The sequence below is a fragment of the Paraburkholderia kururiensis JCM 10599 = LMG 19447 genome (assembly GCF_003986935.1).
Taxonomy (GTDB): Bacteria; Pseudomonadota; Gammaproteobacteria; order Burkholderiales; family Burkholderiaceae; genus Paraburkholderia; species Paraburkholderia kururiensis.
In genome coordinates this window covers 26,914-46,901 of the sequence record NZ_RJZE01000005.1, presented here as the reverse complement: position 1 = coordinate 46,901, position 19,988 = coordinate 26,914, and the positions used below count along the sequence as shown (strand labels likewise).

Here is a 19,988-nt window from a genome sequence, read left to right as displayed (position 1 = left end):
TCCGGTCCGACGAATCGCGGGACCGGGGAGATGAAGCGGTGACGTTATGCGCGCGTGGCGCGCTACCAGCCTGCGGCAGCGCCGTCGCTGCGCGGATCGAATCCCGCCTCGAACAATCCATCAGGATGCCGAACGATTGCGCCTGCGTGACCCATCACTTCGTCGTACGGGGCGAGGACGTCCACGTCATGGCCGAGCGCGCGCAAGGCGTCGATGGTCTCTCCGGAGAAACGCGCTTCGAGCTTGAGCGAATCGGTCGACTGGCCCCAGGTGCGGCCGAGCAGCCAGCGCGGCGCATCGATCGCGGCCTGCGGATTCCAGCCGAATCGCGCGATGCGCGAGAACACCGCGCTTTGCGATTGCGGCTGGCCGTCGCCGCCCATGTTGCCGTAGACCATCGTGCGGCCATCGGCGAAATGAGCCAGCGCCGGATTGAGCGTGTGGAACGGACGGCGGCCCGGCATCAGCGGATTGAGCGACGACGGGTCCAGCGAGAAGCTGCAACCGCGGTTCTGCCAGTTGATGCCGGACTCCGGCAGCACGATGCCGCTGCCGAATTCGTGATAGATGCTCTGGATGAAGCTGACAGCGACGCCGTCGCCATCGATGACACCCATCCACACCGTGTCGCCGGGACCGCGCCCACGGCCCCAGGGCGCGGCGCGCGTCATCGAGAGTCGGCTCGCCATGGTGTCCAGCGAGGCGGGATCGAGTTGCGTGACCGCGTCGATACGCATGTGATCCGGGTCCGTCACGTGTTCGTCGCGCACCTGGAAGGCGAGCTTCGTCGCCTCGACGCACGCATGCACGAACTCGGGCCCGAGCGGGTCCATGTCGTCGGTGAGCACGCGGTCCAGCACGCCCAGGATGAGCAGCGAGACGAGGCCCTGCGTCGGCGGCGGCATGTTGTAGACGGTGCCGAGCGTGTGTTTCAGCGCGAGCGGCGTGCGCTCGCGGGCGCGGTGCCGTTCGAGATCGTCCAGCGTGACGAGCGTTTCGAGCGACGACAAATCGTGTGCGATGCTGCGCGCGAGATCGCCGCGATAGAAGTCGTCGAGGCCGGCATCGGCGAGGCGTTGCAGCGTCGCGGCGAGACGCGTGTTGACGAAGCGGTCGCCGGTGCGCGGCGCGCGTGCATCCGGAAGGAACGTCTGCGCGAAGCCGGGTGCGCACGCCAGCTCGCCGCGCCTGGCCGCGATGCAGTCGGCCTGACTGCGCGTCACGGGGATACCCTGCTTCGCATAGTGGATCGCGTCCTCCAGCAGGCGCGCAACGGGCAGGCGGCCGGCGAGCGCGTCTTGCGAGAAGCGGTGCGCGAAGTCCCAGCCGGACACCGTGCCCGCGACCGTGTTGGCTGCGAGCGGACCGCGTGCGGGAATCGCGCTCAGGCCGAGTCCGCGATACGTGTCGATGTCGGCGCGCATCGCCGCCGCGCCGCACGCCTCGATGCCGATCGGTGCATGACCGGGGCGCGAGATCAGCCAGAAGCCGTCTCCACCGATGCTGTTCATGTGCGGATACACCACCGCGATGGTCGCGGCGGCGGCGATCATCGCCTCGACCGCGTTACCGCCTTCGCGCAACACGGCGAGCGCGCTTTGCGATGCAAGCGCGTGCGGCGCGACCGCCATGCCGCGCGATCCGCGCGTGGGATTCAATGTGTTCGCCGCGATGTGCGGGTGAGTCAGAGGCATTGACGTTTCCTTGTATACATGGGAATCCATCAACGCGAGATCCGTGCCAGGCATCGGTGCAAACCCTGAGAAGGCTTGCTGCGTAAGGCCCGGCGGCCTGCATGCTAGAGCTTTGGATAACGTCTGACGATGTCGTCAGATGGTGCGCCGAGGCCGCGCTGGTGCCTCGTTGGTGACCGTTCGCCCCGTCTCGGTGCGGGCGGCGAGCAGGCGTTGCAGCGTCAGGCTGCTCACGCTGGCCTGGCTGCCGCCGATATGGCGCGAGACGAGTTCGACACTCTGCGTGGCGTCGCCGCGACGAATGGCGTCGAGAATCGCGGCGTGCTCGTCGTAGGTTTCCGCGATGCCGTCGCCATGCACGAGATCGAGCCGTCGCACGACGCGGATGCGGTCGGTGACGCGCTGCATCGTCGAGGTCAGTTCGTCGTTGCCCGCGGCGGCTACCAGTGCGTGGTGCAACGCTTCGTCCAGTTCGACGAGCTTCCGGCCGTCGGCAATGCGCCGCGCGCGCTCGACTTTCCAGATGCGGTCCAGCGCATCGAGCAGCAGATGCAGTTCGGCCTGCGGTGCGTCGCCCGCGCAGAGCTTGCGCACCGCGAAGGTTTCGATCATCTGACGCATTTCGTAGAGATCGTCGAAACGCTTGTTGTCGATCGGCACGACTTCCCAGCCGCCGCGCACGTAGCCTTGCATCAGGCCATCGCTTTGCAGGCGCTGCAGTGCTTCCCGCGCAGGCGTGCGCGAGACCGCGAAGCGTTCGGCTATCGCACCCTCGGTGAGCCGGTCCCCCGGCAGGAGGCTCATGTCGAATATTTCTGCCCGCAGCGTGTAATAGACGCGATCCGCGCGCGAAAGCGCGGCGTCCGGCGTGATGGCAGGGCGCTCGTCGGGCGTCATGTTTAGCTTGATGTCGGGCATGGCCGAAGAGCTTAACAAAGGACCGCGCGTTGCAAAAGGTCCGTGGCTTCGGGCTGGCGTCGCTTTTGGTGGGCGAGCAACCGGCGGCAAGAGCGCGTGACACGAGGGCACCCTCTTCGAGGCGCTTCGAATTCAACGGCAAGCGCTTTCATCATTTTTCTCGCCGTGCCAATGAGCAAAAAAAAAAAAAAGTTCGCCGATCTTGGAAGCCGGCTTCTCGGAGCACTGGGTTTGGAAGGACGGCCAAGCGAGCAGGTCTGGTGTCCGTGGCAGGCGACCGCCGCACCATTGCCCAGATTGCAGGTGACTATGCAGCAGCAACGGGCAAGGCGCTTCATCGGGTGCGTCGAGGCTCGATCGCGGACGGATATGCCGAACTACGGCGAATGGCGAAGGCCGGTGCTCATCCGATGGCAATGCTGCCGCTCCAGTATCTGCTGCCGATGATGTCGGGCGAAGGGACGTTGCGCGACATCGCAAATGACCAATATCCGACAGTGCGGCCGACATCGCTCCTCGACTTCATGAAACGTCACTACGCAACCAAAGGTAGCAAGCGATGAGTGATCTGATTCAGCCGTTTCAGCTCAATGTGTCTGACCGGGAGCTATCCGGGTTGCGCGAGCGACGGCAGCGGCTGCGCTGGCCAGGCCGTGAACGACGCATCGACCTCAGACGAACATTGGAGCGTCCGCCCGGCTTCGGAAAAGAACCCCGATCGCCGCATCACTGCAAGTCATGCTGCTCGAATGCGCCTCCGCGTGGCCGATGAATCTGTTGCGCCATGGCGTGGATAGCGACCATCGCCGCGGCAAAGCCCGACGCCGCGCCGACGCCGAGCGCCCAGCGTGGCCCTAGATGGTCGGCTACCCAACCCACGACCGGCGCGCCGATCGGCGTACCGCCGAGCGCGATGGCCACGCGCAGCGCCATCACCCGTCCCCGCATGGCGGGCTCGGTCGTGAGCTGCATCAGGCTGTTGGTCGCGTTGGTGAAGGTCAAGGCGGCCACACCAATGACGACTAACGCGCCGGCGAACAACCAGTAGCCCGGGGCGATGGCGGCCAGCATGCAGCCGATTCCGAAAATCGCGGCACCGATCAACAGGGACATGAACCGCGGCCGATCGCGGCCGGCGGCAAGCAGTGCTCCCGAAATAGTACCGACGGCCATGATCGACGACAGAAGGCCGTAACCACGTGCATCCGTGTGGAAGACACTGACGGCCATGGTCGAGATGAAGATCGGGAAATTCAGTCCGAACGTGCCGATCAGGAACAGCATGACGAGAATCGCCTTGAGGTCGGGGCGAGACCACACATAGCGCAATCCCCCGGTGAGACTACCCTTGGTTCGGTGTGCGCGTGCGTTCGTGTGCAGAGCGGAAACGCGCAGCAGAAACAGGGAGGCCAGCACCGCCGCAAAACTGGCGCCGTTGAGCAGAAATGTCCAGCCGGTGCCAATCGAAGCGATGACCACACCGGCCGCCGCCGGGCCGATCATCCGCGCCGCGTTGAACGAAGTTGAGTTGAGCGCGACCGCGTTCGGCAGATCCGCATCGCCGACAAGCTCGGCCACAAATGTCTGACGCACGGGGGCATCGAACGCCGAGGCGCAGCCTGACAGAAAGGCGAATACATAGACGTGCCAGAGCTGGACGATGCCAGTCACCGTGAGAAGACCGAGCATCAAGGCTAGAACGCCCAAGACGGCCTGGGTTGCCATCAGAAGCTTGCGCTGGTTGTAGTGATCGGCGGCGAATCCCGTCCAGGGCAGCAGCAGAAGCTGTGGCCCGAACTGGAGCGCCATCACGGTGCCCACGGCGGCCGCATTGTGCCGTGTGAGCTGGGTCAGCACCAGCCAGTCCTGGGCCGTACGTTGCATCCACGTGCCCACGTTCGAAACCAGCGCGCCTGCCGCCCAGATGCGGTAGTTGACGTTTCTCAGCGAACGGAAGACACCGGTTGCCGGAGGGCTCACGAATGCCCCGGTGTATTGCCGCCGTGGAAGCGGCCGAAATGTCGTGCCGTGGGCAGGCTGAGTACCAGCACGCCGAGCCCGAGTGCGATGGCATCACTCGTGTCTCTCAGATCGAAATGTCCGACACGGCAAAGGAGCAGGTAGCCCACGACCAGATTGAGAAAACCCCAGAGCACGTTCACGGTCGACGAGGACAGCCCTTGCCCCGACGGTTTCGCGAATGGACTTTGGAACGGTTTGCCTGCGTCGGTTGGTGCGACCTTGCGGGTCGTGCGTGTTAGCAGCGTGGTTTTGAACTCACGCTCCAAACGGGCCACGTGCTGGCTGACCACCGCCTTGGTCACGCCCAGGCGTTCGGCAGCGCGAGTAAAGCTGCCGGTTTCCACGACGGCCGCGAAGTATGCCATCCGCTTGAGATTCGCAAAGTTGCCGTGACTTAATTCGACCGGATTGTTTGCTTTTGACATACGGTCTATCTATTCCATCCGGCTTTTTCTGTCAATGCGCGACCCCTATCATGAGCGCATTCACTGAAACGGAACCAGTCATGAACAAGACGCTGTACTACGTATTCGACCCGCTGTGCGGCTGGTGCTACGGCGCGGGTGCCGCCGTGGCGGCTCTGGAAGATGTGCCGGGCCTGGAAGTGGAACTGTTGCCCAGCGGCCTGTTCTCCGGCGAAGGAGCACGCTCGATGGACGACAGCTTCGCCGCCTATGCCTGGAGCAACGACCAGCGCATCGAGCGCCTGACGGGCCAGCCCTTCAGCGGCCGCTACCGCAGCAAAGTCCTGGCCGACCGCCAGCAAAGATTCGACAGTGGCGCCGCCACCCTGGCATTAACGGCCGTTGCCCTGATCTCGCCGCAGCGTGAACTGGAAGCCCTCAAGGCCATTCAGAAAGCCCGTTACGTCGATGGCCAGGACATCACACGACTGGAAACGCTGGACGCCGTGTTGAGGGCCATCGGTCTCGAACAGGTGGCCGCGCGCTTGACGCAAACCGATGACGAGTTGGTCGCGGCCAACCGCGCACGTTTAGCCAACGCACAGGATCTGTTGCGCCAGTTCAATGCGCGTGGAGTGCCTACCTTCATTCTGGAGACGAGCGGTCAGCGCCAGCTATTGCATTCCAGCACTGTGTTTCCCAATCCACAGGCTTTCATCGAGGAATTCGTCGCAGCCTGAGGCTTTCGTTCTTTATTTCGACTTTTACCTGAGGGCATCATGATGACACGCCGAGACTTCATTCAAACCGCTGCAGCCGCCGGCGCAGTAGCCGCTCTTTCCTCCGCCGGAGCGAACGCTCTCGCCGCCACCCCGTTGCAATGGAAGCATTTCCCCGCTGGTGAAAAAGGCTTTTTCCGCGCGCCGGTGCTGCTCTCCGGTACCAAGGAAGCCATCCTCATCGACGGCGGCTTTTCGCTGTCAGACGGCCGCGCAGTAGCCGACGCCATCAAGGCCTTCGGCAAGACACTGATCTTCGCGCACCTGTACTGTCTCAAGGACGGCAAGATCTTGAGCATGGAGCAGTACGTCGACAGCCACCCCGTGCAGCAGGCGCTGCTTCCCTGACGGAGCTCGACAACCGTCAGGAGTGAATCTCTCGCCTCGCTATGCGACATCCTTGTGGAAGACGGAATGGCTGCCGTCAGTGGGGTATATGGCGGCGCAGGAAGCACGCCGGGATATCAGCCACTACCTGATGCACCGGTACAACTGGATACGGCCGCATCAGTTCAATGACGGACTGGCGCCGGCCGTTGCGGAAGAAGAACTCAATGCAGTGTCCGGGATCACTTGACCGCTACACGCCCCCTGGACAAGCGCGAGAAGGGCGATGTGTGCGGCTCGTCTGGGACGAGATTGAAGAAAGATAGATTTAATAGCGTTTTCCAAAAAATTACCGTTCCAATTCATTTTTTAAAAATGCAATTCAAAAAAATAAAGATCGGATATGCCCGTGTTTCCACTGAGGAACAGCATCTGGACATGCAGCTGACGGCTTTAAGAGATCATGGATGCAATATGGTCTTCTTCGACAAAGGAATCTCGGGGGCACGATTCGACCGGCCCGGCTTGCGCCAGGCATTCGAAGCCGTCGCCAGCGGGGGGGCGTTGGTGGTCTGGCGGTTGGACAGATTGGGGCGTTCGCTGCAGCACCTTGCCAGCATCATGGTCGATCTGGAGCAGCAAAAGGTGCGGCTCGTCTCTCTAAGCGAATACATCGATACCGGCTCGACAACTGGCCGCTTTACTTTCCACATGCTTGCGGCACTTGCAGAATTCGAGCGCGGGCTGATCAGTGAACGGACGCGCGCTGGAATGGCCGCTGCGCGTCAGCGGGGCAGCAGCATTGGGCGTCCGTCAGGAATGAGTGCCGCGCAACGCGAACAGGCACGTGCTCTTCTCAAGAACCATTCGGCCAACGTAGCCGTGACGTTCGCAGTAGCGCCTGAAGCTGTTTTCGGCAATCCGTCCGTAGCAGGCGATATCGGGCGTATAGAGCGTGACGAGTGCGACGCGATGGCCAGGCTGGAACGTGCTGCGCTCGGGCATGGGCGCGACGTCGCCGGGCAGGGCAGCGGCATCGAACAACGCCTCGCCGCGCAGCTGGCAATGATTGATGTGGCCGAACAGGGCGTCGCGAAACCTCGGCACGATGCCGAGCTCGGGCGGCGAGTGCATCGCAGCGTCCAGACTGATCGCGAACGCCGGCACCACGCTCCAGCGCGGATCGACATTCGGCCCTGCCGGCATGACCGCATACACGCCGTCGATGGTTTCGTACCACGGCAAGGCGGGCACGGCGTCGAGCAGCTGGCTCTCGCTGACGAAGGCCTCGCCGCCCAGCCGGCATTGCGCCGCGAGCCCTCGCACGCACGCGCGGGCCGCGGGCGTATTGCGCCATACCTGCACGTTGTGCTGCACGCAGTCAGGGGACGTGGCCACGAGCAGACGGTCTCGTCCCTCCATCAGACGGGATAGCGCAACGGGCCAGACGACGGCGGCGTTCTCCGTGAGCAGCAGCACGAGGTGGTTTTCTGCGGCGGCGTCCAGCGCGGCCAGCAGGCATTCGTAGCGGTGCAGCGCCTGAAGCTGCGGCCCCCTTGGCCCGCTGCTCATGTCGATCCAGCAATGCCGGTAGCCGTGCGCGAATGCGTAGTGCCGGTGATTCTCGAGACTCGCCGGCGCGGGTTCCGCGAAGCACGAAATGACGGTGACTTCGGCGGAGCCCGCGTGGGCGGGTTGGGGAACGGGCACTGGCGGGTGGCGCGTCGACATGGGTCAGGCGCGCCCCATGCCCGTGCGTGCGCGGCCGGACCGCGTGTCGGCCACGAGCGGGTAGATCAGCCCGGCGACGATGGCGCCGGCAAGCGGCGAGGTCCAGAACAGCCAGAGCTGGTCGAGCGCGGCGGGACCGGCGAAGAGCGCAGGCGCGGTTGAACGGGCAGGGTTGCCAGTTCGCTTTCCACCGGAGTGAGCTCGCTTTCGACGGGGCTGTCGAGCACGAACAGCAGTGTCACGTCGCTGTCCACCTCGACCTCGACCACGGCCAGCTCGCTCTCCACGGGGGTGAGCTCGCTCTCGACCGGTGTCAGCTCGTTGTCCACGGGTCTGTCGACCACGACGAGTTCGGTGGCCATGAACGCACATACCGTCATCCGGGAGGAAACATGAACGGCCCATGCCCGCGCGGGCTGCGCATCGGCATCACCATCGGTCTGCGCGATGCCGCCGAGAGCCTGTGGATCAACGGCATCAAGCAGAACGCGCTGTACCTGTCCAAGCTGTTCCAGCACTCGCCGCTGCGGCACCAGGTGCTGCTCGTCAACAACTGGGTGTCTTCATCGCCTGGGAAGCCTCGCTCGCCGTGGAGGAGGTGGTGTCTCACGTGTCGCCCGGGCATGCGGCTTCGCCCGTCGGGCGGGTGATGCTGGCAGGTGCAGTGGCCGCCGGCGCGCTCTTCGCGGGGCCATCGCTCGCGCGGTGTGCCCTGTGCCGCTGGCCAGAGCCGGGCGAGCCCGGCACACCACCGTACCGGCTGTGGTGCGCGCGTCTTGCCGGACTGTTACTGGGACTGATGGCGGCATTGGCCACGTAGGCCGCATAGGCCGTGTACGCCGCGCTCGCACACCGCCTGTCTATTGCATGGAGAACAACGGATGACCTGGCTGAACAAGGTGGAAGGGATGATTGCGCGCGGCGACCTGATTGCCGCCTCGCGACTGCTCGATGCCCATCGCGTCATGGACTCGACGCGGCCGCGGGAGCTGGTGATAGGCAGCCGGTTGTGGTGTCTGCGTGGTCGTCTTGACGAGGCGAGAGACCTGCTCGATCGCGCGCTGGATGCCGACGCGGCGAACGTCGACGCCCTGATCGAACGCGCGCGCCTTGCCATTCGCCTCGGCGACGATCCCGGCGCGAACGGCTGGTTCCAGCGCGCCTGGGACGAGGGCGCGCGCGGCGACGACTGGATGGTGGACTGGATCGACGTGCTGCTGCGGCTCGGCCGCCCCGACGAGGCGCGCAACCTCGCCATGGTTCGCTGCGAGCGTGCGCCCGAAGAGGCGCACACCTGGTTCCGGCTGGGCCTCGCGCATCAGCAGGACCGCCATCATCTGCAGGCGCTGGACGCCTATCGTCACGCAATGCAGCTCGATCCGCGCCTGCCGATGCTCCGCAACAACATGGGCGCGGCGCACCTCGAACTGCGGCAATACGGGGAGGCAAAGGCACTGCTGGAAGCCACACTCGCCGACGAGCCGGACCACGCGCTCGCCTGGACGAATCTTGCCGCCGCGCTGCTGCGCATGGGCGAGATCGGCGACAGCCTGGTGGCGGCCGAACGCGCCTGTGCGCTTGCGCCGAACTACGTCAACGCGCTGCAGACGTATTCGTACGTGCTGCGCGAGTGGCAGGAATTTCCGGCTGCGCTTGCGGTGGCCGAACGTGCGCTTGCGCTTGACCCGCAGAATGCTTCGCTCGTCTGGACCATCGCCATGCTGCAGCTCATGCTGGGCGACTACGCGCGGGGCTGGCAGAGCCACGAGGCCCGCTGGCAGGGCTCGCCTGAACTGCGCGATGTCGTGCCGAACATGCCGGCGCCCAGGTGGAACGGCGAGCCGCTTGCGGGCAGGACGCTCTTTGTCTGGGGCGAGCAGGGGCATGGCGACGTGCTGCAGTTCGTGCGTTTCGTGCCGGCGATCGCCGCGCGCGTGGAAAAGGAGGGCGGCACGCTCGTCTACTGCTGCTTCGACAGTCTGCATACGCTGCTCATGCGCAGCCTCGGCGATCGTGTGCCGGCGGTCGTCGCCCACGACCAGCGGCCGCTTCCCGCATTTGATTTCCATCTGCCGCTCGCGAGCCTTCCGCTCATGCTCGGCACAGGCCTCGCGGACCTGCCGGGCGCGGAGCCGTACCTCAAGGCCGATCCGGCGAAAACCCAGGCCTGGGATGCCCGCCTGGGGCGTGGCCGCCCGCTGCGCGTGGGACTCGTATGGACAGGCAGCCACGACCATCAACGCAATGCCATGCGATCGGTTGATCCGCTCGCCTGTGCCCAGGCCTTTGCCGCCATCGAAGACGTCACGTTCGTCAACCTGCAGCTCGATGCTGCGGCAGACGTAGAGCGTATGCACGACGCCGGCCTCGCGCTTGTCGACCACACGGCGGAACTGGGCTCGTTCGACGATACGGCCGCGCTCGTGGCCAGCCTCGATCTCGTCATCACGGTGTGTACGTCGGTTGCGCATCTCGCGGGCGGTCTCGGCGTGCCGGTCTGGGTGCTGCTCGACGTGAATCCGCACTGGCCCTGGATGAGCGGGCGCAGCGACAGCCCCTGGTATCCGAGCGCCCGGCTGTATCGCCAGCCGGCCTATGGAGCGTGGTCCCCGGTCTTCGAGGCGCTCGCGCGCGACCTCGCAACACTGGCGCACGAGCACCGCGAGCACGCCGCAGCCGCGGGCCGCACCGCCGCGTGAGGCGCCCATGGAAGACGAGCTTGCCGGTTCCGCCCCGATGCAGCCGGATGCGTTTCGCTTTCCGAGCCTGCAGGCGGAGCCGCACCTGGCACGGCGATGCGACTGGCCGTTCTACCTGAGCCGCAGACAGCGTGCGTGGCTGCGGCGTTTGCGGCAGGCATGGGGAGACGACGCCGTGATCCAGATCTACGCCGGCTGCGTGCGCATCTGCGGTCAGTGCGGTGACTGGCGGTTCACCGACGACAGTGAACTGCGCACGGAAACCGCGCGGACGACGGCAATGGCCCGCTCGCCCTGACTGCCCTGACACAGCGGCGCGCCGATGCCATACGCGGCTTTCTCGTGAATGCGGGCGTACCGGCGGCGTCGCTGGTCGCGCAAGGGTACGGGGCGGACCGTGCAGTGGCCGGCACGCTGACAGCCGCCGGACGTTTTGCGAACCGGCGCATCGAGTTTGTGCCGCTCTGAGCGTGGGAGGCGTGTATGCGAGGCGAAGCCGCAACCAGAGCGCGCCACGAAGGGCGAGACCCGCACGCGTTGCCGCGCGTGGGTTGGCTGATTGCCGCGGTGCTGCTCGTCATCCCGCTATCGGTGCTCGCCGCGTGGATGTTTCTCAGGCTTCTCATCGCCGTCGTCTTTCCCCGCTGATGCACCGGCCACGAGCTACTGAACGGAGTCACCGACATGATCCTGCACCGCTTGCTCCACCTGCTCGCCGTCGTGGCCGTCCTCGCGCTCTCCGGCTGTTCGCTCCTCGGCTGCGGCATGAACGCAACCAATGGCGCGGCGGCCGGCGGCTGCCAGGCCGGCGCCTCGTTCTGACACGGAGAACCGTTCGCATGAAGTGCACCAACATCACCGGTCCCATGCCGGCTACGGCAGCACGCGTCGTGGCGAGTGATCTGCCCCGCGATGCCGCGCGGGTGTGGCGGCCGTTCACGAATACCGCAAACGAAGCGGAGCAGCCATGAGCGATTACGGAGATTACGGCTTCGTACCCATGCCTTGCCTCGCGATACCGGGCGCGGTGTCGGTCAAGACGCTGCACGCCGCGCTCTCGAATGTGCAACGCACCTTTCTTGCGCGGCTCGTCGAGCACGCGCTGAGCGACGACGCTTTCCTCGTCGCGCTGCTGGTCGTGCCGCTGCTCGATTTCGGTCAGCAGCGTCCCATTCCCGATCTCGACCTGCGCGCGGCCTGCGGCTTTACGGCCAGACGCTGGACCGATGCCGTCAACGAACTCGTGCAGCTCGGCGCGTTGCAGCGTTCGCGCCCGCGTCTGCCGGCACGGCGCATGTCTGCCTTCAGGCTGGGCAGCCAGTTCAGACCGCGTTACGTACATGAGGCTCACGATGGATTGCGCGATGACCCGCACGTCTGACGCGCTCTGGCCACGCGGCGACTTTTCCGGGGACGTGTGACGAGAGCTCCCACCCGCCTGCGCCATGCAAACGCGGGGTAGGGCCATGCAAAGACGTGCCTGAACGCCGGTGGATGGCCTGTTAAACCGTCACGGTTCGAGCAGACGCAGTAGCCGCAGCTCTTCCAGGTCGAGTTCGGACTCGATGCGGTGGAGCACCGCGTCGTCGACTTTGCCGGCGCGATGCAGGGTGAGCAACGTGTCGCGCGAGACGCCGACAAGCTCGAGTTCGACGCGCAGCAAGCGCGCCCGATGTTCGATCCGCTCTTCGCCTGCGGTGTGCGCATTCTCGTTCGAGGTGACGCGCACGCGGTATTCCGCTTGCAGCCGCGCGAGCATGGCCGGCTCGATACCGTCCTCGCGCTTGCCGATGTCCGCAAGCGCCGCGAGCGAGGCGCCGAACGTGCGCGCACGCGTCTCGTGCTCGGACATCGTGTGGCGCGCGGGCGCTCGCAGCTTCAGCAACCGGATCAACGGCGCGAGGCTGCCGCCCTGCACGACGAGCGTGGTGATGATCAGCACAAACGTGCTGAAAATGATCACGTCGCGGCCTGCGAAGTGATCGGGCAGCGCCAGCGCCGCGGCCAGACTGACCACGCCGCGCATGCCGGCCCATCCCATCACGGCGGCTTCGCCGAGCGACCAGGCGCGGCCTCCCGTGTGCCTTGCGCGTAGACGGCCCGGCAGCCAGATCGCGGCGAACACCCACACGAGTCGCGCGACGACAGCCGCCGCGGTGGCCGGCAATGCGACGCGCAAGCCCGCCATGACCACCGCGCCTTCCTGGTTCACGCTGGCGAGAATGCCGTGCAGCGCGAGCCCGATCAGCACAAACACGAGCGCGTCGAGCACAAACACGATGGCTTCCCACGTGGCTTTGGCCTTGATCCGCATGTCGGCGCTGAACACGCGGTGCTGGCGTATGCCGAGCACGAGTCCGCAGGTGACGACCGAGAGCACCCCCGAGCCGCCGATCGCTTCGGCGACGCCGTAACTCGCCCACGCCATCGTGAAGGTCAGGACGATGCCGAGCTTCGAATCGACGAGGCGCGTCAGCACCGCGCACATCGCCTGGCCGCACACGAGGCCCACGGCGATGCCGAGCAGGATGAGCTTGAAGAAGAGGCCTGTGCCGCTCGCGACCGTAATCGTAGTAGCGGCGAGCGCCGCTGAAACCGCCATCTGGTAGAGCAGCAGACCAGACGCGTCGTTGACGAGGCTTTCGCCTTCGAGGACGGCCACGAGCCTTGGCGGCAGCGCATAGCGCTGCAGGATCGCTTTCGCGGCGACGGCGTCCGGCGGCGAGACGATTGCGCCGAGCGTGAAGCACGCGGCCCAGGGCAAGCCGGGATTGAACGCATGCACGGCGAAGGCGACCGCGACCGTGGTGAACGCTACGGCACCCAGCACGAGCGAGACGATCGTGCCGAGTTCTGCGCGGAATTCCTTCCACGCCGTATAGAACGAACTCGACATCAGCAGCGGCGGCAACACGGCCACGAGCAGGAGGTCCGGGTCCATGCCGGTCACGCCCTTGCCGGCCACGGCGATGACACAGCCGCCCAGCAACAGCACGACCGCAGGCGGAATCGAGATCCGGTCGGCCAGCCAGGTGAGCGCACTTGCGCCGGCGATCAACAGCAGCAGGTAATGGAACAGCTCGACGTTGGTCATGCGCAGATTGCCGGATGGTGCGAGGGTGCCCGAAAGGGTATCGCGTTTCAAGAACCTGAGAGGTCCCATTAAGATTAATTAAGAGCGGATTTCCTGAATCAGATTAATTAACTTTTTTTATCTGTCGGGCCCGCGATTTTGCGTGTCCAATAAGTGCGGCTGTACGGCCACTCTCCCGGCGCATCACACATGAGGCTCCGCCCGTCCGTTCGTTCATTCGGCGCGGGGGCTTCCTTTCACCCGTTCACAGGATATTTCTGCCATGAGCAATCCCAATCTTGAAGTCCTGACTCCCCACAACAGCCAGCTGATCATTATCGATCAGCAGCCGCAAATGGCTTTCGGCGTGCAGTCCATCGACCGCCAGGTGCTGAAGAACAATGTGGTCGGTCTCGCCAAAGCGGCCAAGGTATTCAACATTCCCACCACCATCACGACGGTCGAGTCGCAAAGCTTTTCGGGCTACACCTACCCCGAGCTGCTCGACGTGTTTCCCGATCACAAGGTGCTCGAGCGCACCTCGATGAATTCGTGGGACGACCAGAAAGTGCGCGACGCGCTGGCCGCGAACGGCCGCAAGAAAGTCGTCGTGGCCGGCCTGTGGACGGAGGTGTGCAACACCACGTTCGCGCTTTGCGCCATGCTCGAAGGCAACTACGAAATCTACATGGTGGCCGACGCGTCGGGCGGTACCTCCAAAGACGCGCACGACTTCGCGATGCAGCGCATGGTCCAGGCCGGCGTCGTGCCCGTCACCTGGCAGCAGGTGATGCTCGAGTGGCAGCGCGACTGGGCGCGCCGCGAGACCTACGACGCCGTCATGGCCATCGCGAAGGAACACTCGGGCGCGTACGGCATGGGCGTCGATTACGCGTACACGATGGTCCACAAGGCCGCGCAGCGCACGTCGGTGCCGCACGAAATACTGGCCGCCGTGCCCGCGAAGTAATCGCGACCCCGCTGTTCCCGAAGCCGACAGGACGCGTTCGGCGCGAACGCGTCCCATTGGCTTCGCGCCTGTACTCAACGAAGGAAACTCCGTTATGAAAGCCATTCGCTGCGCACTGGTTGCGCTGATGATCGCGGGCGGGCTCGTCGCCGCGCCCGTGTCGTTTGCGAAACCGCCCGTGATGCCAGCCACGCCGCCGGCCGTTGCCGTCGGTCCGCAGTACGACACCACGCATGTCTACGTCGCGCCCGAAGACTTCGACCGCTTCACGGACAGCTTCGTCGCGACCTTCGGCGGCAGCAAGTCGAAGCAGGGCGTATTCCAGGTCACGCCCACGCCCAGCCAGACCATGTCGCAACTCGTCTTCACGCCCTCGGGCACGATCTCCGTGTTTGGCTTCAAGACGCCGATTCCGTATCCGTTCGGCGCGGAGCGCACCGGCTATCTCGTGACCGACATGGATGCGGCGGTCAAGTCGGCACGCGCGCTCGGCGCGGACGTGATCGTCGATACTTTTCCCGATCCGATTGGTCGCGATGTCATCGTGACCTGGCCGGGCGGCCTCAACATGCAGCTGTACTGGCATAACCGGGTTCCGCACTACGACGCGCTGCAGACGGTTCCCGAGAATCGGGTCTACGTTTCGCCGCAAAGCCTCAACAAGCTCGTGCACGATTTCGTGAAGTTCTCGCACGGCAAGGTGGTGTCCGACGAGGCGAAGGCGCCCGGTATCGAGATCGGCCGGCCTGACGACACGTATCGCCGCGTTCGTATCGAGTCGGGCTTCGGCAAGATGACCGTGCTCGCGACCGACGGCCATCTGCCGTACCCGTTCGGCCGCGAAACGACCGGCTATGAAGTGGCCAATCTCGACGCCACGCTGGAGAAGGCCAAAGCCGCGGGCGTGACGGTGCTCGTGCCGCCGTTCACGGCAGACGGGCGCCATGCCGCGATCGTCCAGTTCCCGGGCGGCTACATCGCCGAAATCCACGCCGACGCAGCGAAATGAAGTCCGCCGACGCGCTTTTTGCCGCATTCCTTGCTGGGCTCGTGCACAAGCGCAGGGTGTTTCCGGCGTTCGTCGGCGGCTTGTTGCTGACGGGCGCGGACGCGGCGCTCGCCGATTCCGTCGCGGTGCCCGCTAACGCAACGGCCGCCGCTGCTGCCGCTGCGGGAAGCGCCGCTGCTCCGGTTGCGGCATGCAGCGCCAAACGTCCGGTTGTCATGTTCAATCGCTGGCAGGAAGACTGGTCGGTGCTCGCGAATCCCTGTGTGCCGCGCGCGCCGCTCGATGCGCTCAAGTACATGCCGTTGCCGGGCATACCGTCTTCCTGGCTCTCGCTCGGCGTCAATCTGCGCGAGCGCATGGAAACCAACAACGCACGGCTCTTCGGCATCGGCAAGGCGCAGTCGGACACGTATCTGATTCAGCGCGTGGAAGTGCATGCCGACGCACGCGTCGGCGAGCACTGGCAGTTCTTCGCGCAACTGGAGGACGCGCGCGCATGGGCCAAGGACGCCGTCACGCCGGTAGACAAGAACCCGCTCGATCTCGAGCAGGCGTTCGCCACCTACACCGGCGCGCTGGGCGGCGGCATCTTCAAGTTTCGTGTGGGCCGGCAGGAGATGGCGTTCGACTTGCAGCGTTTCATTTCCGTGCGAGACGGCCCGAACGTGCGGCAGGCGTTCGACGCCGTGTGGGCCGACTACGAATACCAGAAGTGGCGATTCATTGCCTACGCGACGCAACCGGTTCAATACCGCGACGCCACCGCGTTCGACGACGTATCGAACCGCGACCTCACGTTCAGCGGCGTGCGTTTCGAGCGCCAGTCCGTAGGACCGGGCGACCTTTCCGGCTACTGGTCGCGCTACAACCGCAGCAACGCCCGGTTTCTGGATGCAGTCGGCGCGGAGCGTCGCGACGTCTGGGATCTGCGGTACACGGGCACGCACGGCCGCTTCGACTGGGACGTGGAAGGCATGCTGCAGACGGGGACGGTGGGCAACAGCACGATCGGCGCGTGGGCGATCGGCTCGATCGCCGGGTACAAGCTCGACCTGCCGTGGTCGCCTCGTATCGGCCTGCAGATCGATGCAGCGTCGGGTGACCGGCACCCGCACGATGGCCGCGTGGAGACGTTCAATCCGCTGTTTCCGAACGGCTATTACTTCACGCTTGCGAGCTACACCGGTTACTCGAACCTGATCCACGTGAAGCCCTCCATTACGGTGAAGCCGACAGCGAACCTCGCGCTGCTGGGTGCGCTCGGTTTCCAATGGCGCGCGACGACGGGCGATGCCGTGTACCAGCAAGGCAGTCAGGTGGTGCCCGGCACCGCGGGTAAAGGCAGCCTGTGGACGGGGATGTACGTGCAGCTGCGCGCGGACTGGACGATGGCGGCCAACCTGATCGGCTCCATTGAAGCCGTGCATTTCCAGGTGGGCAACACAATACGCGAGGCAGGCGGGCACAACGCCGACTACGCGGGCGTCGAACTCAAATACGGGTGGTAGGACTCGCGGGTGCCTGCGGCGAAGAGATGGAGCCGCATGGATCGTCTTCGATCTGCCGCCCGCGACAGCGCGTCTTTCATGTCGATCAATCAAGCCAGGCGCTCATGAAGCAAGGGGCATTCGGTGTCCGATGTGTTGGACTGCCCGCCCCTCATTCACGCCTGCCGACAACCTCGCGATCGCGAGCGGAGCGTTTGCCCGCGTGCCTTCCGCGCTGGTTTAAGCAATCACTGTAAAGACGTCGGGGAAGCGGCCGATAACCAGGTGGGGCCGTGTCGCGTCGATGCACGGAACTCTTACAGAACGTAATAAAGGTCTCCGTCACGATGCTTCGAACCCACATCTCTATCAATGGCCGCCTGGTTGCGGCCATGTCCTTCTTAGGCGTCCTGCTGGTCATTATTGGCGCCCTCGGCATTGCCGGCATGGTCACGAGTAACAACGCGAACCGGCGCACCTATTCCGAGCAGTTGCCCAAGTCCATTGCAGTTGGCGAGATGACCATCATGGTGGGCCGGCAACGCACGTCGCTCGACCGTGCGGCGATCAATCCCGGCTCCGAAGATGCGCTGAACATGTACAAGAAGGATGACGAGGTCAAAGCCGCAGCGGCCGCGGCGTGGAACCAGTATCTTTCGCTGCCGCGCGACGCTGAAGAAGACCGGCTTGCCGCAGGCGTGACCAGCCAGTACGAACAGACCGAAGCCGAACTCGCGCGTTTTCGCGAAGCGACGAAGAGCGGCGACCGCGACCAGATCCTCAAGCTGATGTTCAGCGTGGGCAAGATCTACACGAGCATGCAGGAAGCCGCGAACGCATTGAAGCGCTACCAGTTCAACCAGTCGAAGGAAGAGTACGAAGCAACGGAGCGTCAATACCAGCTGTTCCTTGCGGGCAGCATTGCGGCGATCGTCGCAGGCCTCGCGGCCGCGGTCGGCGGCTGGTACTTCCTGCGCAAGGCAATCCTCGTGCCGGTCAACGATGCCGTGGCGCACTTCGGCGAGATCGCACAAGGCAACCTGGGCCGCCGGATCGAAGCGCGTTCGCACGACGAGATGGGGCGCATGCTCGAAGGGCTGGCCGAAATGCAGTCGAGCTTGAGGCGCACTGTTCGCACGCTGAGCGAAGGCAGTAACGCCATCGCGACGGCGACGCGCCAGATCTCGGCCGGCAACGCCGATCTGTCGGCACGCACCGAATCTCAGGCCGCGGCGCTGCAGGAAACCGCATCGAGCACCGAGCAGTTGTCGAGCACCGTGCAGCAGAACGCCGACAACGTGCGGCGGGCGAGCGAGCTGTCGTCTTCCGCATCGGATATCGCACGGCGCGGCCATGACGTCGTGGCGCGCGTCGTGAACACGATGGGCGCGATCAGCCAGAGCTCGACAGCCGTTGCCGAGATCACATCGATCATCGAGGGCATTGCCTTCCAGACCAATATTCTCGCGCTCAACGCGGCAGTGGAAGCGGCGCGCGCAGGCGAGCAGGGGCGCGGTTTCGCGGTGGTGGCGAGCGAGGTCCGCTCGCTCGCGCAGCGCTCGTCTTCGGCGGCGAAGGAAATTCGCGACCTGATCGCCAACTCCACTTCGCGCATCGACGAAGGCGCGAAGCTCGTGAACGAGGCCGGCGACACGATGAGCGACCTGATCGACGCTGTCTCGCGCGCGAACGCGATCATGAGCGAAATCTCGGCGGCGACCCAGGAGCAAAGCCACGGGCTGAGCCAGGTGAGCGTCGCGGTGAACGACATGGACCACGCGACGCAACAGAACGCCGCGCTCGTGGAAGAGGCGGCGGCCGCCGCACGCTCGCTCGAAGACCAGGCGCGCACGCTCGCGGATGCGGCGGCACAGTTCACACTCGGCGAGCACGTTGCCTGAAGGGCGGCATGTCTTGCCTTGCCGCACGATGCCGCCGACGTTCTGGTGCATGGGCGGCCTTGAAGGCCGCCCGAGGATGGTTTGAACGCGGCGTGTGCGCGACCGGCGACCTGCATCAATGAGGCAGGGCCGGTGCAACGCGCGCGCCCGTTGCCGGCCATCTTGCGATGCTTCGCTCTCCTTGCGTCAGCCTGTCGATGCACAGGCTGATACGCAGTCCGGGGCACTTCACAACAACCCACGAGAAGACCGATGTCAAATAAACCGGAACCGCGCCGTCGCTTCCTGCGACAGGTGCTGGCCATCGTGCCCGCCGCCACTGTCGCGTCGGGCGCCACGCTTACGCAAAGCGCCTGTAGCAACGCCGCTTCTTCCTCCGCTACCGAGGGAACAGCGTATCGACCTGCCTATTTCACCGACGCGGAATGGATCTTCCTGCACGCCGCAGTGGACCGGCTGATTCCCGAGGACGAACACGGTCCCGGTGCCCTCAAGGCCGGCGTGCCCGAATACATCGACCGGCAGATGGAGACGCCGTACGGCCACGGCAAGCTCTGGTACATGCAGGGGCCGTTCCATCCCGACGTAGCGCCCGAGATGGGCTACCAGATCAATTTCGCGCCGCGCGACATCTACCGCCACGGCATCGAAGCCTGCGAGAAGCACTGCAAGAAGCAGTACGGCAAGACGTTCGCGCAGCTCGATGCGAAGACCCAGGAGCAGGTGCTGCACGAACTCGAGCACGCGAAGATCGCGTTCGAGACGGTGCCGGCGCGCACCTTCTTTTCGTTCCTGCTTGGCAATACGAAGGAAGGCTTCCTCTCCGATCCGATCTACGGCGGCAACAAGGACATGGCCGGCTGGAAGATGGTCGGGTTTCCCGGCGCACGCGCGGACTTCATGGACTGGATCGATCAGCCGGGTGCGAAATATCCGTACGGTCCGGTGTCGATCGACGGTAAGCGGGGGTAAGA

21 protein-coding genes and 5 pseudogenes are annotated in these 19,988 nt (G+C 64.9%); 18 read left to right on the top strand and 8 right to left on the bottom strand.

Annotated elements, in window-relative coordinates; all coding sequences use genetic code 11:
* Positions 1-62: 62 nt before the first annotated feature.
* On the bottom strand, positions 63-1,694 hold the full coding sequence (locus PKKP23_RS07145) for a gamma-glutamyltransferase family protein (protein WP_126876378.1): 1,632 nt from the start codon (positions 1,692-1,694) through the stop codon (positions 63-65).
* Between the two features lie 135 nt (positions 1,695-1,829).
* Complete coding sequence (locus tag PKKP23_RS07140; protein WP_126876377.1) at positions 1,830-2,612, bottom strand: GntR family transcriptional regulator; 783 nt, start codon at positions 2,610-2,612, stop codon at positions 1,830-1,832.
* Positions 2,613-2,641: 29 nt separating this feature from the next.
* Between PKKP23_RS07140 and PKKP23_RS34435 the strand changes: the two genes are divergently transcribed.
* Entirely contained in the window at positions 2,642-3,175 is a 534-nt protein-coding gene (locus PKKP23_RS34435) for a hypothetical protein (protein ID WP_240658807.1), read from the top strand.
* 163 nt (positions 3,176-3,338) lie between these two features.
* Here the strand turns inward: PKKP23_RS34435 and PKKP23_RS07130 are convergent, their stop codons facing one another.
* From PKKP23_RS07130 to PKKP23_RS34285, 3 genes and pseudogenes are all read right to left on the bottom strand, one after another.
* Positions 3,339-4,592, bottom strand: coding sequence for an MFS transporter (locus tag PKKP23_RS07130; protein ID WP_126876376.1), 1,254 nt, complete (start codon positions 4,590-4,592; stop codon positions 3,339-3,341).
* Positions 4,589-4,834: pseudogene (locus tag PKKP23_RS34290) on the bottom strand (hypothetical protein); the annotation flags it as partial. The pseudogene PKKP23_RS34290 and the gene PKKP23_RS07130, both read right to left, overlap by 4 nt.
* Positions 4,823-5,059 (bottom strand): annotated as a pseudogene (locus tag PKKP23_RS34285) (helix-turn-helix domain-containing protein); the annotation flags it as partial. The pseudogenes PKKP23_RS34285 and PKKP23_RS34290, both read right to left, overlap by 12 nt.
* A gap of 80 nt (positions 5,060-5,139) precedes the next feature.
* On the opposite strand from PKKP23_RS34285, the gene PKKP23_RS07120 reads away from it, so the two are divergent.
* From PKKP23_RS07120 to PKKP23_RS34430, 4 genes and pseudogenes are all read left to right on the top strand, one after another.
* The gene (locus tag PKKP23_RS07120; protein WP_017777578.1) at positions 5,140-5,778 is read left to right on the top strand and encodes a DsbA family protein; all 639 of its coding nucleotides are present in this window, start codon (positions 5,140-5,142) and stop codon (positions 5,776-5,778) included.
* Positions 5,779-5,817: 39 nt separating this feature from the next.
* The gene (locus PKKP23_RS07115) at positions 5,818-6,165 is read left to right on the top strand and encodes a twin-arginine translocation signal domain-containing protein (protein WP_176048882.1); all 348 of its coding nucleotides are present in this window, start codon (positions 5,818-5,820) and stop codon (positions 6,163-6,165) included.
* Between the two features lie 58 nt (positions 6,166-6,223).
* A pseudogene (locus tag PKKP23_RS07110) lies at positions 6,224-6,394 on the top strand (IS3 family transposase); the annotation flags it as partial.
* Between the two features lie 125 nt (positions 6,395-6,519).
* A pseudogene (locus tag PKKP23_RS34430) lies at positions 6,520-6,927 on the top strand (recombinase family protein); the annotation flags it as partial.
* A 30-nt stretch (positions 6,928-6,957) separates the two neighbouring features.
* Here PKKP23_RS34430 and PKKP23_RS07100 read toward each other — a convergent pair.
* A complete protein-coding gene (locus tag PKKP23_RS07100) occupies positions 6,958-7,875 on the bottom strand; it encodes a hypothetical protein (protein ID WP_240658834.1) in 918 nt (305 codons plus the stop codon).
* Between the two features lie 3 nt (positions 7,876-7,878).
* Positions 7,879-8,049: pseudogene (locus PKKP23_RS07095) on the bottom strand (aquaporin); the annotation flags it as partial.
* A gap of 218 nt (positions 8,050-8,267) precedes the next feature.
* Here PKKP23_RS07095 and PKKP23_RS34965 point away from each other — a divergent pair.
* The 8 genes from PKKP23_RS34965 (at position 8,268) to PKKP23_RS07065 (ending at position 11,955) form a co-directional block, all read left to right on the top strand.
* Complete coding sequence (locus tag PKKP23_RS34965) at positions 8,268-8,525, top strand: DUF2827 family protein (RefSeq protein WP_420873199.1); 258 nt, start codon at positions 8,268-8,270, stop codon at positions 8,523-8,525.
* A 231-nt stretch (positions 8,526-8,756) separates the two neighbouring features.
* Positions 8,757-10,574 carry a tetratricopeptide repeat protein gene (locus PKKP23_RS07080; protein WP_126876375.1) on the top strand — a complete coding sequence of 606 codons (1,818 nt, stop codon included), beginning with the start codon at positions 8,757-8,759 and terminating at the stop codon, positions 10,572-10,574.
* 7 nt (positions 10,575-10,581) lie between these two features.
* Positions 10,582-10,872, top strand: coding sequence for a hypothetical protein (locus PKKP23_RS07075; protein ID WP_126876374.1), 291 nt, complete (start codon positions 10,582-10,584; stop codon positions 10,870-10,872).
* The gene (locus PKKP23_RS34905; protein WP_126876548.1) at positions 10,869-11,042 is read left to right on the top strand and encodes an OmpA family protein; all 174 of its coding nucleotides are present in this window, start codon (positions 10,869-10,871) and stop codon (positions 11,040-11,042) included. Before PKKP23_RS07075 ends, PKKP23_RS34905 begins: the two co-directional genes overlap by 4 nt.
* A gap of 15 nt (positions 11,043-11,057) precedes the next feature.
* Positions 11,058-11,222 (top strand): hypothetical protein, encoded by a 165-nt coding sequence (locus PKKP23_RS33740; RefSeq protein WP_161978083.1) that lies wholly within the window; start codon positions 11,058-11,060, stop codon positions 11,220-11,222.
* 36 nt (positions 11,223-11,258) lie between these two features.
* Positions 11,259-11,396, top strand: a complete 138-nt coding sequence (locus PKKP23_RS34030) for a hypothetical protein (protein WP_168724539.1) — start codon at positions 11,259-11,261, stop codon at positions 11,394-11,396.
* Positions 11,397-11,413: 17 nt separating this feature from the next.
* Positions 11,414-11,545 (top strand): hypothetical protein, encoded by a 132-nt coding sequence (locus tag PKKP23_RS34810; protein WP_275094560.1) that lies wholly within the window; start codon positions 11,414-11,416, stop codon positions 11,543-11,545.
* Positions 11,542-11,955: a hypothetical protein gene (locus PKKP23_RS07065; RefSeq protein ID WP_126876373.1), complete on the top strand. Its 414-nt coding sequence runs from the start codon at positions 11,542-11,544 to the stop codon at positions 11,953-11,955. The genes PKKP23_RS34810 and PKKP23_RS07065 overlap by 4 nt, the downstream gene beginning before the upstream one ends.
* Before the next feature lie 129 nt (positions 11,956-12,084).
* Here PKKP23_RS07065 and PKKP23_RS07060 read toward each other — a convergent pair whose 3' ends face one another.
* Positions 12,085-13,668 (bottom strand): Na+/H+ antiporter, encoded by a 1,584-nt coding sequence (locus tag PKKP23_RS07060; RefSeq protein ID WP_126876547.1) that lies wholly within the window; start codon positions 13,666-13,668, stop codon positions 12,085-12,087.
* A 262-nt stretch (positions 13,669-13,930) separates the two neighbouring features.
* On the opposite strand from PKKP23_RS07060, the gene PKKP23_RS07055 reads away from it, so the two are divergent.
* From PKKP23_RS07055 to PKKP23_RS07035, 5 genes are all read left to right on the top strand, one after another.
* Positions 13,931-14,617, top strand: coding sequence for a hydrolase (locus PKKP23_RS07055; protein WP_017778219.1), 687 nt, complete (start codon positions 13,931-13,933; stop codon positions 14,615-14,617).
* A gap of 94 nt (positions 14,618-14,711) precedes the next feature.
* A complete protein-coding gene (locus PKKP23_RS07050; protein ID WP_017778220.1) occupies positions 14,712-15,626 on the top strand; it encodes a VOC family protein in 915 nt (304 codons plus the stop codon).
* Positions 15,623-17,134 (top strand): alginate export family protein, encoded by a 1,512-nt coding sequence (locus PKKP23_RS07045; protein WP_240658805.1) that lies wholly within the window; start codon positions 15,623-15,625, stop codon positions 17,132-17,134. Before PKKP23_RS07050 ends, PKKP23_RS07045 begins: the two co-directional genes overlap by 4 nt.
* Before the next feature lie 326 nt (positions 17,135-17,460).
* Complete coding sequence (locus PKKP23_RS07040) at positions 17,461-19,014, top strand: methyl-accepting chemotaxis protein (protein WP_126876372.1); 1,554 nt, start codon at positions 17,461-17,463, stop codon at positions 19,012-19,014.
* A 252-nt stretch (positions 19,015-19,266) separates the two neighbouring features.
* Entirely contained in the window at positions 19,267-19,986 is a 720-nt protein-coding gene (locus tag PKKP23_RS07035) for a gluconate 2-dehydrogenase subunit 3 family protein (RefSeq protein ID WP_126876371.1), read from the top strand.
* The last annotated feature ends 2 nt before the right edge of the window (positions 19,987-19,988 follow it).

Coding starts and splice junctions, on each gene's coding strand:
- PKKP23_RS07145 (WP_126876378.1), bottom strand. CDS start 1,694: ATGCCTCTGACTCACCCGCACATCGCGGCGAACACATTGAATCCCACG.
- PKKP23_RS07140 (WP_126876377.1), bottom strand. CDS start 2,612: ATGCCCGACATCAAGCTAAACATGACGCCCGACGAGCGCCCTGCCATC.
- PKKP23_RS07120 (WP_017777578.1), top strand. CDS start 5,140: ATGAACAAGACGCTGTACTACGTATTCGACCCGCTGTGCGGCTGGTGC.
- PKKP23_RS07115 (WP_176048882.1), top strand. CDS start 5,818: ATGATGACACGCCGAGACTTCATTCAAACCGCTGCAGCCGCCGGCGCA.
- PKKP23_RS07100 (WP_240658834.1), bottom strand. CDS start 7,875: ATGTCGACGCGCCACCCGCCAGTGCCCGTTCCCCAACCCGCCCACGCG.
- PKKP23_RS34965 (WP_420873199.1), top strand. CDS start 8,268: ATGAACGGCCCATGCCCGCGCGGGCTGCGCATCGGCATCACCATCGGT.
- PKKP23_RS07080 (WP_126876375.1), top strand. CDS start 8,757: ATGACCTGGCTGAACAAGGTGGAAGGGATGATTGCGCGCGGCGACCTG.
- PKKP23_RS07075 (WP_126876374.1), top strand. CDS start 10,582: ATGGAAGACGAGCTTGCCGGTTCCGCCCCGATGCAGCCGGATGCGTTT.
- PKKP23_RS33740 (WP_161978083.1), top strand. CDS start 11,058: ATGCGAGGCGAAGCCGCAACCAGAGCGCGCCACGAAGGGCGAGACCCG.
- PKKP23_RS34030 (WP_168724539.1), top strand. CDS start 11,259: ATGATCCTGCACCGCTTGCTCCACCTGCTCGCCGTCGTGGCCGTCCTC.
- PKKP23_RS34810 (WP_275094560.1), top strand. CDS start 11,414: ATGAAGTGCACCAACATCACCGGTCCCATGCCGGCTACGGCAGCACGC.
- PKKP23_RS07065 (WP_126876373.1), top strand. CDS start 11,542: ATGAGCGATTACGGAGATTACGGCTTCGTACCCATGCCTTGCCTCGCG.
- PKKP23_RS07060 (WP_126876547.1), bottom strand. CDS start 13,668: ATGACCAACGTCGAGCTGTTCCATTACCTGCTGCTGTTGATCGCCGGC.
- PKKP23_RS07055 (WP_017778219.1), top strand. CDS start 13,931: ATGAGCAATCCCAATCTTGAAGTCCTGACTCCCCACAACAGCCAGCTG.
- PKKP23_RS07050 (WP_017778220.1), top strand. CDS start 14,712: ATGAAAGCCATTCGCTGCGCACTGGTTGCGCTGATGATCGCGGGCGGG.
- PKKP23_RS07045 (WP_240658805.1), top strand. CDS start 15,623: ATGAAGTCCGCCGACGCGCTTTTTGCCGCATTCCTTGCTGGGCTCGTG.
- PKKP23_RS07040 (WP_126876372.1), top strand. CDS start 17,461: ATGCTTCGAACCCACATCTCTATCAATGGCCGCCTGGTTGCGGCCATG.
- PKKP23_RS07035 (WP_126876371.1), top strand. CDS start 19,267: ATGTCAAATAAACCGGAACCGCGCCGTCGCTTCCTGCGACAGGTGCTG.